The sequence below is a fragment of the Desulfoluna sp. genome (assembly GCF_030145185.1).
Lineage (GTDB): Bacteria > Desulfobacterota > Desulfobacteria > Desulfobacterales > Desulfolunaceae > Desulfoluna.
On record NZ_JAQYWB010000035.1, the window covers coordinates 29,254 to 43,971 of the forward strand.

At 52.2% G+C, this 14,718-nt stretch carries 8 protein-coding genes and 1 riboswitch; of the genes, 7 read left to right on the forward strand and 1 reads right to left on the reverse strand.

Annotated elements, in window-relative coordinates; all coding sequences use genetic code 11:
• The first annotated feature begins 53 nt into the window (after positions 1-53).
• The 5 genes from Q1Q75_RS12630 to Q1Q75_RS12650 all read left to right on the forward strand — a co-directional run bounded on the left by Q1Q75_RS12630 (position 54) and on the right by Q1Q75_RS12650 (position 5,379).
• Positions 54-881: a DUF2628 domain-containing protein gene (locus Q1Q75_RS12630; RefSeq protein WP_300671093.1), complete on the forward strand. Its 828-nt coding sequence runs from the start codon at positions 54-56 to the stop codon at positions 879-881.
• Between the two features lie 410 nt (positions 882-1,291).
• Positions 1,292-3,109, forward strand: a complete 1,818-nt coding sequence (locus Q1Q75_RS12635; RefSeq protein ID WP_300671096.1) for an acyl-CoA dehydrogenase — start codon at positions 1,292-1,294, stop codon at positions 3,107-3,109.
• Between the two features lie 532 nt (positions 3,110-3,641).
• On the forward strand, positions 3,642-4,100 hold the full coding sequence (locus Q1Q75_RS12640; RefSeq protein WP_300671099.1) for a hypothetical protein: 459 nt from the start codon (positions 3,642-3,644) through the stop codon (positions 4,098-4,100).
• 234 nt (positions 4,101-4,334) lie between these two features.
• The gene (locus tag Q1Q75_RS12645; protein WP_300671102.1) at positions 4,335-5,069 is read left to right on the forward strand and encodes an AzlC family ABC transporter permease; all 735 of its coding nucleotides are present in this window, start codon (positions 4,335-4,337) and stop codon (positions 5,067-5,069) included.
• Positions 5,056-5,379: an AzlD domain-containing protein gene (locus tag Q1Q75_RS12650; protein WP_300671105.1), complete on the forward strand. Its 324-nt coding sequence runs from the start codon at positions 5,056-5,058 to the stop codon at positions 5,377-5,379. Before Q1Q75_RS12645 ends, Q1Q75_RS12650 begins: the two co-directional genes overlap by 14 nt.
• Before the next feature lie 168 nt (positions 5,380-5,547).
• Here the strand turns inward: Q1Q75_RS12650 and Q1Q75_RS12655 are convergent, their stop codons facing one another.
• Positions 5,548-7,461: a TonB-dependent receptor gene (locus Q1Q75_RS12655; protein WP_300671108.1), complete on the reverse strand. Its 1,914-nt coding sequence runs from the start codon at positions 7,459-7,461 to the stop codon at positions 5,548-5,550.
• A 298-nt stretch (positions 7,462-7,759) separates the two neighbouring features.
• Positions 7,760-7,948, reverse strand: a riboswitch (cobalamin riboswitch).
• Between the two features lie 1,038 nt (positions 7,949-8,986).
• Here Q1Q75_RS12655 and Q1Q75_RS12660 point away from each other — a divergent pair.
• Both Q1Q75_RS12660 and Q1Q75_RS12665 read left to right on the forward strand, forming a co-directional pair.
• A complete protein-coding gene (locus Q1Q75_RS12660; RefSeq protein WP_300671111.1) occupies positions 8,987-10,993 on the forward strand; it encodes a methyl-accepting chemotaxis protein in 2,007 nt (668 codons plus the stop codon).
• A 438-nt stretch (positions 10,994-11,431) separates the two neighbouring features.
• Positions 11,432-14,647 (forward strand): ligand-binding sensor domain-containing diguanylate cyclase, encoded by a 3,216-nt coding sequence (locus Q1Q75_RS12665; protein ID WP_300671114.1) that lies wholly within the window; start codon positions 11,432-11,434, stop codon positions 14,645-14,647.
• Positions 14,648-14,718 lie beyond the last annotated feature (71 nt).

Genomic DNA, 14,718 nt, shown 5'->3' on the forward strand with positions numbered 1-14,718 from the left:
CGGATACCCGATAAATAAAGTTCAAGCCGTCAAGATATAAAGGTGACAACACGATGGGAGGACAGACGTTGAAAGAGCTCTATGTGGTCCTGTTTGAAGGGAAAGTCAGGGAACGTGAGAGCAAACGAGAGGTCAAAGACCGGCTCAAGGTCCATTTCAACATGGACAAAGCGGGCATAGACCGTCTCTTCTCCGGGCATCGCACCATCATCTTCCGCAGCGAAGACCGATCAAAGACCGATGATTTTGCAAAACGATTCGCCGACACCGGTGCCCTCTGCCGAATTGAAGTCCATTACGAGGAAGAGCCTGACACCCAGAGCGCCTCCCGTGAGAGGTCGGATGCCACCGCCGAAAATCAGGCGGAAGACACCCCATGGGAAGCCGACAAACCGGCATCACAAGACAACGAATCCCCCCTGCTGCCCATCTGGCAAGCCTATGTGGGCCCCCGTGGGGAGTGGTACGCGTCCAAATTCAAACTTTTTGCCCGAAACGGGCGAACAGCCTTCATCCCGTCCTGGAATTGGGGGGCCTTTCTTTTCGGAATCGTCTGGCTCATCTACCGCAAAATGTACGGACTGGCTTTCCTCTTCTTCGGTATCTCTGCCGCCGGCATCGTGATTCCCGGGGGCAGCCTGGCCGTCTCCTTCTTCTTCGGAGCCTTTGCCAATTTCATCTACTTTCTCCACGTCAAAAAGAAAGTAGCCACCATCATCTCAGCCAGTGACCACATCGACCCCACCCAGGCCATGGAGAACACAGGCGGCGTCAATCCCATCCCCAAGGTCCTGGCCCTGTTCCTAATTATGATGGGGGTTATGGCCCTTTTCGGCTCCTATTTCTTTGATCTGGCGAGTGTCGCACCCCAGATCAACTAAGGGCTGGCAAAAAATAAAGTAACTATTCAGCTTAAGCCCCCGGCGGCCCTGCCGGGGGCTTAACTTTTGAAAAGTTTAACACACAGGTCTCAAAAATATATTATGGTTACGATGAAAAAGCCATCTGTGGGTGCCTGATGTCGTCCGTCTTCATAAATACCCTAACATTGAGACCCGAAGAATGAACGGCCCGCCGCATCCAACGCCTTACATGCCTGCCATAGAGATTTCTTACTTGACATCAAAAAATAAAAACCTCTAGTTTAAAGCATTCAGCTCCTGAAGCCAGCATCCCCTCCTCTTCCCAGCATGATGACCTGAAAATCAGCGTCTTTTATCCGTGCACACATGATTCCGCCCATCTCGACCATCCAAGACACCCTTTATCGTTCACTTTTTTGGAGGTAAGCATGGCAACTCAACAAGTGGCAGACAGACGGGATATCGATTTTGTGTTGTTCGACCAATTCGATGCGGAGTCGTTGACTCAGCATGCGATGTACACCGACTTCAATCGAAAAACCTTTGAGATGGTGATCAACGAAGCGAGAAAATTCGCCCTCAAGGAGATTCTGCCCACGTACGCCCTTGGAGATCGAGAGGGAGTTCGATTTGATCAGGGCCGGGTCACGCCCCCCGCCTGTTTCAGGCGACCGTTCACGCTATTCCACGAAGGAGAGTGGCTGGCGCTCTCCGAAGCCCCGGAGGTCGGAGGCCAAGGCCTGCCTTGCATCATCAGCCATGCGGCAGGCGAATATCTCATCGGGACCAATTTCGCGTTTTCAAGTTACGCCATGCTGGGCCACGGCACCGGTAAAATGATCGAACTCTATGGCACCGAGCGTCAGAAACAGCTCTTCCTGACAAAGCTCTACTCCGGTGCCTGGGCCGGAACCATGCTCCTTACCGAGTCTGAGGCGGGCTCTGACGTGGGCGCTCTCACCACCTCGGCCCGCCGAAGCCACGACGGCACCTGGCTCCTCTCCGGCAGCAAAATCTTTATCACCTCCGGAGACCACGACTTCACAAAAAACATCATCCACCCGGTCCTGGCCCGTATCGAAGGGGCTCCCCCCGGCTCCAAGGGCATCTCCATCTTCCTGGTCCCCAAAATATGGGTCAACGAGGACGGATCCCTCGGCGAGGCCAACGATATCGTCTGCACCGGCATTGAGGAGAAAATGGGGCTCCACGGCAGCGCCACCTGCAGCATGTCCATAGGAAGTAAGGGCTCCTGCCGGGGGCTTCTCCTGGGCGAAGAGAACAAAGGCATGCGCATCATGTTCACCATGATGAATGAAGCCAGGCTCGGCGTGGGAATCCAGGCCTTCTCCCATGCGTCCGCAGCCTACCTCTATGCCTTGGACTACGCCCGCTCACGCAAGCAGGGCAGAGCCATTGAAAATGCACTGGACCCCACCGCCCCATCCGTTGCCATCATCGACCATCCGGATATCCGGCGCATGCTTCTTGAGATGAAATGCTGTGTGGACGGCATGCGCAGCTTTGCCTACTATATCGCCCTTCTCATGGATCTCCACCGAATCGGTGACTCTGCTGAAGACCGAGAGCTGACCGACGACCTGGTGGGTCTGCTCACGCCCATCCTGAAAACCTACAACAGCATCAGGGGCTATGAGGTCTGCATCAAGGCCATCCAGGTCTATGGCGGAGCCGGATACATTCGGGACTACCCGGTGGAACAGATCGCAAGGGACTGCAAAATTGCCTCCATCTACGAAGGCACCGACGGCATCCAGGCCATGGACCTGCTGGCCAGAAAACTCGGCATGAAAAAAGGCCGGGTCTTCATGGAACTCCTTAATCGCATCAATCAGACCATCGAAAAGGCGTCCCTTTATCCCGCCACCCGCCCCTTTACAGACACCCTGTCACTGATGGTCAACCGCCTCGGGGAATGCGCCATGACCCTTGGCACGGCCCTGCTCTCCGGCCAGCTCAGAACCTCCTTTGCCCACTCCGTCCCCTTCCTGGAGATCACAGGCGATGCAATCATTGCCTGGATGCTCCTCTGGCGGGCCACTACCGCTGCGGAAAAAATCGAGGCAGGTGCCAAAGCCAAAGAGCTCCCTTTTCTGGAAGGCCAGCTCAAAGGGGCCGAGTTCTTCTTCACAAATCTCCTGCCCGTGACCTTCGGTAAAATGGACGCGCTGATGGCCTTGGGAGATGCGGCTGTCACCATCGACGAGAAAGGCTTTGGGGGATAAGCATGCGCGCATAAATGATCAGAATAAACCTGCGTCGGGCGCATGTGGCGTATGCTGTTGATACGGCCGACTGAACGAATCTGATGATTCGCAGACCATCCCGCGCCTGCAGATACCCACAGGAGGGCTTTTCAATTGGCCCCCGAAACATCAAAAGAGCTCAGGTAACAGCCCTCCTATGTCCTTAACCTGTTTATTTCATGAATTTATCAAAAAAAATGCAACTATTACGAAAATGAAAAAATACACGTTGCCGTTTTCTGTTCGCTTTTCTCATCCTTCGGGTTGGTGCTCTGACCAATTTTCTAAAATTAATTCCTATGGCAGAAGCGCCCTGTCTCTGCTATAAATTATGTCGTATGCTAAATAAAGGAAAAAGAGATGTTTACATCCTTCATATTCAACATAAGCGCAACCCGAACAATTTCCCGTTGTCACTCGCCATTCCCCCCCCTAAACAGAGTCCAGCTATCCATGCCAAAAACAATGATTTTCGCCATGGAATCAAACTATTGGAAACTGGAGAGTTGATATGAAATCTTTCCATCCCTCTGAACCCCGAGAGCACCTTTTACTCGCCCTGATCGCACTGGCCACCTACCTGGTATCGAGTCGATTTGATTTTTTGGAAAAAATTGTCTCATTTTCGCAAACCTATGAAGCCTATGAAGTGGATGAACTTGTCACCGTCTGTATTGTTCTGGTTTTCATTCAGGCCATCCTTCTTCACAGAAAATGGATCGCCCTGCGTCACGAAAAAAAACGCCTCGAACAAGAGCATCTTAAACTCAAAGCGGCCATGCAGGAGATCAAACAACTCAAGGGAATTATTCCCATCTGTGCCTCCTGCAAAAAAATACGAGACGATGACGGTTACTGGCATCAGGTTGAGACCTATCTCAGCGCCCACTCCGAGGCCCAATTCAGCCATGGCCTCTGCCCTGAGTGCATGGAAAGTCTCTACGGAGATGTTCTCGACGAAACATCCTGATCTTGTCCCTTCCCATGGAATCCATCAAAGCCAACCCCTGGCAAGATTTTTGCTTTCAACGCCGAAAATAAAAAAACGTATACAATCAATGGATTGTTATCACCCATCACGCATTTTCGTACGGCCAACCCTGCAAACATTGACTAACGCACCGCATTCGATTAATAACATTTTTAATATTCTATGAGCCGCACACCGGCCAGGTTACAACGTTTTTTTCAAGCAGGTATGTTTATGAGTTATGCAATGCAGGAAGAAGAGCTTAACAGCTCCCCATCAATAAAATCCGCCCTCATCCAGGGGCTCCTGGCCATCTGGCCCATCTGTGTCGGGTATATCCCTTTAGGTCTTGCCATGGGAGTGCTGGGAGAAAAAGCAGGGCTCTCACCGATTCAAGTCGGCTTCATGTCCCTCTGCGTTTTTGCGGGCAGCGGACAGTTCATCGCGGTCTCCATGATCACGGCTGGCGCCTCAATTCCCGCCATTGTCCTGACCACTTTTATCGTCAACTTACGGCACCTGCTGATGAGCTCCTCCCTGGCCGTTCACTATCAGGGCGCCTGCAGAAAGAAGATCACGATGCTCAGTTACGGCATCGTCGATGAAACCTTTGCCGTGAATTTAAACCAACTGAAAAACGGTCCCTGGGAAATCGACAAGGCCATCGTGGCCAGTTACGCCGCCTTCTTCTCCTGGGTGGGCAGCACCACGGTGGGGTGCTTTTTCGGACGTTTCATCCCTGAGAATGCCTTTGGCCTGAACTACGCCCTCACGGCCATGTTCATCACCCTGCTCATCTACCAGCTCAACGGCCCCATCTTCACCATCACCGCAGTCATCGCCGGTGCCGTCGCCGTGGGCCTCTCCCTGGTCATGCCCGGCAATGCCTACATCATCATCGCGACCCTTTTCGCCGCCACGGCAGGGGTGATCATCAAGAAATGGAGGCAACCCCGTGGAAACCAATAATTTTATTCTCCTCATCCTCGGCATGGGACTCGTCTCTTTTATCCCCCGCTGGGTGCCCTTGTTCTTTCTCTCCAAGAAGCAACTCCCCCCTTTGCTTATCGAGTGGCTGGAGCTGATCCCGGTGGCCATTTTAAGCGCCCTTCTGATCCCAGGCCTTGTCACCTCTGGGAGCCCCAGGGTCTTCACCCCCTGCTCCATCGAGATGCTGGTGGCCCTTCCGACCTTTGCCTTTGCCTGGTATACAAAATCACTGGGCGGGACCCTGGTGGTGGGCATGCTCCTCTACTGGGGGGCGGGATTTGTGATGTAAAACAGTGAACCTGTTACTGCCCAAGCAACGAGCACAAAATAACCTCACCAACCCAGCACCTCCGACGGGTCACCTATTAAAAAAGCTCCGGGCTTCCCCAGCCCGGAGCTTAGATCTCACGCAAAAGTAAAGACACAAACCCCGTTAAAGCAAGGGTTTACAAAAGGTTTAGAACCTCATTTCATACCCTACTTTGTAGGTACGACCCAGGTCGTAATATTCGTATTGCTTTGTCTTGCCGACGGTGTTGTCACCCCAGGTCACCACGGTTTCGTCGAACAGGTTGTCCACACCGAAGGTAAGGTACCCCTTCCAGCATGCCAGCTTTCCTGCAAAATGCACCGGGTTGTAGCTGGGCAGGTTTCTCTCCCGCTCCCGTAAGATATCGACATTCAGGTTCAGCACCAAAGGCTCGGTGATATAGGACGCTCCCACAGAGGTCTGGAACTCGGGCGCGGCCTGGTACTCTTCGCCGTCGGTGTCTTCAGCCGTTGTATCGGCCAGGTAACCAGCCACGTCCAATGAGACGGCATCCAGAAACGAAGAATGGTTCACAAAGGGATAAAACGAGGTCTCCCACTCCACCCCCGTGGACTCGTAGTCGCCAGCGTTAAACTTTGTGGTGTCCTTACCGACGGTCATGGTCTCTATCTTATCCTCGTAGGTCATGTAAAACCCGACCAGGCGCACCTTCATATAGTCGTTGTCGTACTTCACGCCGCCTTCATAGGTCCAGCCACTCTCGGGATCGAGGTCCGGGTTGCCCGTGAGGGCATCGCCTTTGTAATACTGATCATTGAAGGTGGGGGCCTTAAAGGCTTTTCCGGCGTTGGCAAACACGTTCAAACCGGAGGAAACGCGGTAGGTGAGGCCTGCAGAGGGAAGAAAGATATCGTAGTCCTTGTTGTCGCAATCCCCGTAAATCAACTGCTCCCGGACCCCCAATACCACGGTGAGGGAATCGAAGAAATCCTTTTTGGCTTGCACAAAAACAGACACATCGTCCCTGTGGTGCCTGCCGTACTTTTCGTCGTAGTCGGCACCCCGGTAGACATAGTCCGCCCCCGAGGTCAGCTCCACAGACCCCATACTGACCCGGTAATCGCCCTGCACCCCGTAGTTGTAATTCTTGTTGCACTCCTCGGAAAGGCTATCGCTTTTACGCTCCTCCCGATCCAGCTGGTCCAGGTAGCCGAAGGCCTTGAGCTTGAGGTGCTCCTTTTCAAACCGGAGGTCGGCAAAATGCTTAACGTGCTCCTGGTCCGTCTCCTTGTCCACCCCCCCCGCATCCTTGTTTTTGGTATACCCGGTGGTGCTGATGCTCCCCATATAATCGAAGTAGAAGCCGTCGGTCAGAGTCGCGTTCAGGTTCAGGCCACCGCTGTCCACCGCATCCCGTGCGTAGGAGTAACCTTTATTTTTTGTTGAGTTGGGATAGATCGCCTGTGAGATTTTATCCACGGCGTCCAAATGGGCGTAGGAAACCCCAACGTTCACCCGGGAGCTGCTCACCGCGGCGCTCGCCGTGCGATGTCCGTGGGATCCAGCTTCCACAGACACGGATGCCTGTGTGGTCTTGACGTTCTTCCTCGTGATGATGTTCACCACGCAGGCCATGGCATCGGCCCCATACACGGTAGAGGCAGCCCCTTTCAGCACCTCCACCCGCTCGATCTGCTCCAGGGGAATCATGTCCAGGTCGTACCCCTGGCCGGCGGCACCCTGAACCGGACAGCCGTTGACCAGAATCAGGGTGCCCTTGGAAATCCCCCGGGCCGTAATCTCACTGTTCATGCCACCGAAGGAGACCCCCATAGGCCCGAAGGATTTGTACGAGAACCCCCCTTTTCGTCTCAAGGCCTGGGCCAGGTTATCCGCCCCTGTCTCTATCAGTTCCTCTGAAGAGTACAGGGTGACAAACCGTGAGCTCTCTTTTTCTCCCGTGGGGAATCGTTCCGCGGTAACAATCACCTCATCCAAAGAGGTGTCCAGTGCTGGCCCCGCAGACACAGGCCCTGCAAAACATAAAACAGCGGCAACAAAGCCGAAGCAGGACAAACCTTTCACATAACGTTTCAACATACGTCTTTCCTCATATCCCTTCTTGATTTACAGAAAATTATATGGGGAAAGCATTGATAACGCATCAAGACGGCCCCCATACAAATCCAGGAAAACCAGTCCTTATGAACCGATTCCCAACCTTGGCAGCTTCGATCCTGACCCTGAGAAATCAGCGCACCCTTGGGTGTCTATTGCGTGGGGGTTTTTTATCCTGACTGCAAAAGCAGGAAATAAAAAACCCACACAGATCAAAGCCTGTGTGGGATACCGTTTTTATTCCACAAAAATTATTTCTCACCCTTTCGCCACGAGTGAAAAATCAAACGCTCATTCAGGTAAGTCTTCTGACTCCCGGATCAACCTACTTGCCGCGCCTTCCCGTTACAAAGCAACAGTGACATATAGCGGCTTTCGTCCCCGGATACAGCGGCGGGCCCGTTCCTGATTCACACAGGATTCCTCGTTATGCTGCCAGTTAAGCAGCACCTGAATGTTTCATGTACTGAAGAGCCAGCAAACAAGGCTATCCGGGATATTTCATAAAAAAAACAATCAGAACTAAGAAATCATCCGCAATTACAGTACTTTGCAGTAATATTTTCAATCGTTTCAAAAATGCAAAATGTAATCCACGGTATTCTGTTTGATTTTCTCACCCTTCGGGCGAGCCGGGTGCACTCATCTACCGCGTTATCAGAGCTTTGAGGTAAACCGCTACATCTTCAGCTCTGATGCCTTGCATATGAGCACACCCAACTCGTGAAATATCCGGGCTATCTCTTCAATAAAGATAAATGAGTATATTAAGCCAAATGGGATGTCAAAGTAAAAAAGCACTGTCAGGGAAAAAACAAACCTTGGGACAGCCAGAGACGAGTGCTGCACCAGAGTTCGCCCCTTTGTAGAAAATAGCTGGCAATGTTACCCTTGAAATAACATAGGAATCAAAAAAGTTAGGCCACTACATATTTCCAGTTGACTTGAAATATGAACTGGGATAGTTGTTCGTAAATTTTATAAAATTCTATATAAAACCAAGAACAGAGAACCGATGTAAACCAAGGATATAACTATCAGCTCTTGTGAAATAAAAAGCAGATCCGAAGGTATACCCTGCCACCGCGGTTTTTTTTGGATCAAAATCGTTACAAAATCATTCAATCAACAAAAAAACAGTCCTTTGTTACCATTTAAGCACCAAGGCATAGACCGAGCAGATGTTTCATGGCTCCCTCACCACCCAACCTTTGCATCCCTGAAGAAATCAGTTTTTTCTATGCCCGTCCTCCAAGTTAAGCACACAATGACAAATATTATGCAACAGAAAGACAGCTGCCTACCCGTTAATGGCACAACACCCGCACCTCCCCTTTGTCTAATTTTATGACCTATTAATCTCCGAGTCCATTCACGCCACGACACCTGGGACCGTTCTGCCCGGCATTGTATTAGTGTGTCCTGCGCCAGGGATGCCGTCATTGAGACAGCCTCTTTATCAAAACATCGAATCTAAGAAAACCGTCCACAAGGAGAACCAGACCGGATGAACCCCCTTAAAAAAATGACCCTTCTATCCAAACTCACCCTCGGATTTTCAATGATATTGGGTCTTTTGGCCACAACCTCTCTGCTGGGAGTCGTGAAACTCAACACCTCCTCAAAGGGGTTCATTAGCTACCGTGAAATGGCCCGTGACGCCAACCTCTCGGGCCGTGTTCAGTCAAAAATGCTGTCAGCGCGTATGAATGTCAAAGAATATCTTATCTCTGGAAGCGATGCCGATATAAAAGAGTTCAAGAAAAACTTCAACGAAATGAACTCGTTTATGGGGACCGCGACCCAGGAGATCAACAATCCGAAACGAGCGGCAAAAGTCCAGCAAATAATAACCTCTGTGGGTCTATACCACCAGGCGTTCGATGAGGTGGTGAACCTGACAGGCCAATACAATCACCAGGTAGAGACCGTCATCACCCCCCAGGGGTCCCTGATGGAGTCCCTCCTTACGGAAGTCCTGGAATCAGCCCAACAAAACAATGACGCAGGCACCACGTATCATGCGGGGATGGCCCTGAAACACCTGTTGCTGGCCAGGGTCTCCCGGACCACATTTTTCATCAGCAACACACAGCGCGACGCAGATCTGGTCATGTCAGAGTTCATAATGATGCAAAAAGCGTTGGAGGTCCTGAGCCATAAAAACGTAAGCACCTCAACCCGCAACACCCTCTCCAAAATCCAAGAAAGTAAGGACACCTACCTGGAGAGCTTCATCCAATCGGTTAACGTCCTGGAAGACCGGAATGCAATCATTACCAGCACCCTTGACCGCATCGGTCCCGAGGTGGCCCAACTGATCCACGAAATCAAAATTGATATCAAAGGTGTTCAGGACGAAATCGGACCCCGCCTTCAAAGGTCTAACCGCAAGGGGATTTCCCTGATCATCGGAATAAGCCTTGCTGCCCTGCTGATGGGAATCCTGATCATCTTTATCCTCACCCGCAGTGTCTTGAACCAATTGGGCTGTGATCCCGCACAAATTGCAGAAATAGCCCGCAGCATTGCGGCTGGGGATTTTCTGCTGAGGTTCAAGCACGACAAACACGATAAAATCCGTGGCGTTTATAAAGACATGGAGACGATGACGTTCAAGCTCAAGGAGACCTTTACCAACATCAACTCAGGTGTTGAGACCCTCACCTCCTCGACCGCTGAGTTAGGAGTTGTTTCAGGCGAAATGGTGTCTGGATCGGCAGAGACCTCAAACAAATCAAACATGGTTGCCACAGCTGCTGAAGAGATGAGTGCCAATATAAACTCCGTCTCGGCGGCAACAGAGCAGGCGTCCACCAATATCGACATGGTCGCCGCCGCGCTCGAAGAGATGACCGCCACCATCAACGAAATCGGGATTAACACCGCAACAGCCCGAGAAATAAACGATGACGCGGTCAAGCTATCCGGCCAAGCCTCCACCCATATGGATACCCTTGGGACATCGGCCATTGAGATCGGCAAGGTGACAGAGGCCATCAAAGACATCTCCGAACAGACCAATCTCCTCGCCTTGAATGCCACCATTGAAGCCGCCCGCGCCGGAGATGCGGGGAAGGGATTTGCCGTGGTCGCCAGTGAGATTAAAGTCTTAGCGGTGCAGACCTCAGAGGCGACCCTGGAGATCAAAACCCAAATCGATGGGATGCAGGAGGCAACCACCGAGGCCGTCACCGGAATCAAGGGTATCTCCGAGGTCATCACCCAATTAAACGAGCTGGTAACGACCATTGCCTCGGCCATCGAGGAACAGTCCGTCACAAGCAAAGAGATTGCAGACAATGTCGCCCAGGCATCCATGGGAACCCGGGATATCACCGAAAGCATCGCCCAGGGCGCGGTCGTCGCCACTGAAATTACGCACGACATCAGCCAGGTCGATCAGGCGGCAGGTGCCATGACAATCAACAGCACCCAGGTCAGTACCAATGTCGAGACATTGAAAACCCTGGCAGATCAACTCCGGCACATGGTGGAGCAGGTCAAGTTCTGATAGCGTGAAGCACCTCCGGGGACACCATCTCTACAGGCGGCGTCCCCGGCCGGGCCACAGGTGCTGTCTGTCTATGCAGCCATTCCCTGAGGTCACGCAGTGAGACTCTATTTTCGTGGGGGTGGGCAGGTGATCCTGCACGCTTGGCACAACAAAGGTTTCTAAGGCGATTTCACAAAAGCTATATTTTCCAAAGAGTACCGACATGTCTCTTTTCTGCTCAACTAACGCAAGTCCGCCACAAGGCGGAATCCTAGCTGATCATTCCTGCCACCGCCCTGGTAAAAACCTGAGGAACGCCAATAACACAGGCTATACACGAAGCCCACCATCTTTTTTCGAAACACAATGCCTTCGAGTAATAGAACTGTATTTTAGCTTCATTGATGATATATAGCCTTTTTTAACTTCACTAAAAATGGCGATATAAGAATCAACATGTTCAAAACAATCACATATACCCTGCCCGTCGTTCTCCTGATGGTATTCCACAGCCTATCCTTCGCCGGCGCCTCCAAAACCTTTTTCGAACGCATCAGCCGAAATGAGGGCCTACCACAGGTCTCGGTAAACGCCATCCTTCAGGATCCAGAAGGATTTATCTGGGTTGCCACCCAGGAAGGACTGGCCCGTTTTGACGGCTATGAGTTCAAAACCTTCAAGCACAGCGCCAAAGACAAGCGTTCCATCGCCGACAACTCCACATGGGCACTGGCCCGTGGCACAAATGGAAATCTCTGGATCGGAACCAATGGCGGACTCAGCAGGCTCGACACAATAACGGAAAGCTTTACCACGTCTCGGTTTGAACCGGACAACGACACCAGCCTGAGCGATCTCCATGTCCGATGTCTCTTTATCGACTCTAAAAAAAGACTGTGGGTCGGAACGCGAAATGGGGGGCTCAACAGCTGTGTCCCTGAGGAGGATAACGCCCTGGCCTTCCGGCGATACCCAGCAGGAATAGAAAACACCTCTGGCACCTGCGGTTCATCCATCCGGGCAATCTGTGAAGACAGCACGGGTTTACTCTGGGTCGCCACAGACAAAGGGCTGAGCTGCTTAAACCTGAATGTACCATCCCGCGGTTTCACCCATTATCGCCACACCCCCGGGGTCAGGGACTCCTTAAGCAACGACAGCGTCCTCACCATCTATGAGACACAGGACGGCACCCTGTATGTGGGCACGGAAGATGGCCTCAACCGCTTCAACCGCGCCAAAAAATCATTTGAACGCTTCTACCATGATCCCCAAAACCCCCAGAGCCTCAGCCACAACACAATTGCCACCATCATTCAAGACAATACCGGCCATGTCTGGATCGGAACAAAGGGTGGCGGGCTCAACCACATGGACGCCAAAGGATCATTCACCCGCTTTAAACACGCCTCAGACCAGCCCTCAAGTCTGAGCGACAACGATGTCCGATCCCTTCTCATTGACACTCAAGGCATCCTGTGGATTGGAACCTATGGCAACGGGTTGAACAAACGGGACCTGACCACGCCTTGTTTCTCCTTTTTCCCCCATATCCCCAAGGATGAAACAAGCCTGAGCAGTCATATCATCCTCTCCATTTTCAAAGACAGCCACCAAACCCTCTGGGTCGGAACCTGGGGCGGTGGCGTCAACCGATTGACCGATGGAAAAAACAGAGACGCCGTCTTTGTCAACACCCCAGGTAACTCGACCACGATGGGCTCCAATACCGTCTGGTCGATGCTTGAAGACAAGAACGGCAACCTTTGGTTCGGGACCTGGGGTGGTGGCCTCTCCATACTGCCCACGGACCAGCGGCAAAACGATCATCCCCGGTTCATCAATTACACGCACGATCCGGAAAAGCCGGAGAGCCTGAGCAGCGATTCCATCCTTGCCCTGTATCAAACCTCCGAAGGAACCGTCTGGATGGGGACCTGGGGCGGCGGCCTTGTCCGCGTGGACAAAGCAGATCAAGACCTGACAAAACTGCACTTCACCACCTGGCAAAACCGCCCCGAAGATCCGGCCTCCCTCAGCGACAACTTCATTAAAGCCATCGGTCAGGACCACCTCAGCAACCTCTGGATTGGAACCTGGGGGGGAGGCATCAACGTCCTCACTGCCCCTGACATCGCTACAAAAACAGCCCCCTTCAAACGCCATCAAAATCAGTGGAACGACCCCAAGAGCTTAAGCCACAATGATGTTCTCTGTTTTTATGAGGACCCCTCTGAGGCCATGTGGGTGGGAACCTACGGCGGGGGCTTAAATCGCTACGACGCCAAAGCCGGAACATTTACTGCGCTCACGGAAGAAGACGGCCTTTCCAACAACGCCGTATACAGCATTCTGCCGGATTCCTCAGGCAGCCTCTGGCTCAGCACCAATCAGGGAATTAATCAATTCGACCCAGCGGCAAAATCCTTTGCACACTACGACTCCAGAGACGGTCTCCAGGGCGACGAATTCAATCAGGGTGCCAGCTTTCAAAGCGAAGACGGCCATCTCTACTTCGGTGGCATCATGGGTTTAAGCGTCTTTACACCGGAAGAGATCGTCAATAACCCATTTCTTCCCCCCGTTCACCTCACCGCTCTGTCCGTCCTCCATAAAGAGGTCCCGGTTTCAGAGTCCGGCATCTTGACAAGAGCCATCCACACCACCCATTCGATGACTCTGCCCCATCATCAGGCCACGTTCTCCCTGAAATTTTCTGCCCTGAACTATCGCCAGTCGGAAAAAAATCAATTCGCCTTTACGATGGAAGGCCTGGACGATCACTGGATTAAAGCAGACTCTCATCAAAGGACCGCACACTTCACCCGGCTGGCCCCCGGCCACTACACATTCCGCGTCAAGGCCTCCAACGATGATGGTCTGTGGAATGACACCGGGACATCCTTGGATATCACCATCCTTGCGCCATGGTGGGCCACGGGATGGTTCCGGGCACTGGCCCTCCTGGCAGGGTTAGCCCTCATGACCGCCCTATATTCGATAAGAATTCAAAGTCTTAAAAAACGGCAACAAGACCTCGAACACCAGATCGAGCTGAGAACTGAAGAGATCCGCCAGCAAAAAGATAAGATCATCAAAAAGAACGAGGTCCTGCGTCAGAAGAACACACTTTTGAACACTCAGGCGGACCAGCTCAATACCCTTGCACGGCATGACCCACTCACCCGTCTCTACAACCGACGCGGATTTCTTGAAAGGGTCGAAGGGGAAAGGACGCGAGCCAAACGGAGCCATGAGCCCTTTGCCATCCTTTTAGGGGATATCGATTTTTTCAAACAGATCAACGACACCCACGGCCACGATGCAGGGGACCGTCTCCTTATCGCGATCTCAGAAACCCTTCAGGGTTCCGTCCGCGAACAAGACACCGTGGCAAGATGGGGCGGCGAAGAATTTATCATTCTGCTCTCTTCAACCGACGCATCGCTCGCTGCAATCATCGGCGAGCGCATCAGAAAAAACGTGGCCGAACTCCACGTCCAGACAAAAAAGGCAGAGATCGGAGCAACCCTGACCCTCGGCGTGGCCATCCATGACCCGAAACAGTCCATTGATGACTGCATCGCAGCCGCAGACAAGGCTCTTTACAAAGGAAAAGAGACGGGAAGAAATCAGGTCGTGCTTCCACAGAAAATAAAAGTTAAAAAGTAAGGCAAAAATCAAGATTTAACCTCACTTTCATAAGCATCCGAATGCCACAGAGGGCGAAGTGGTGGTCATAG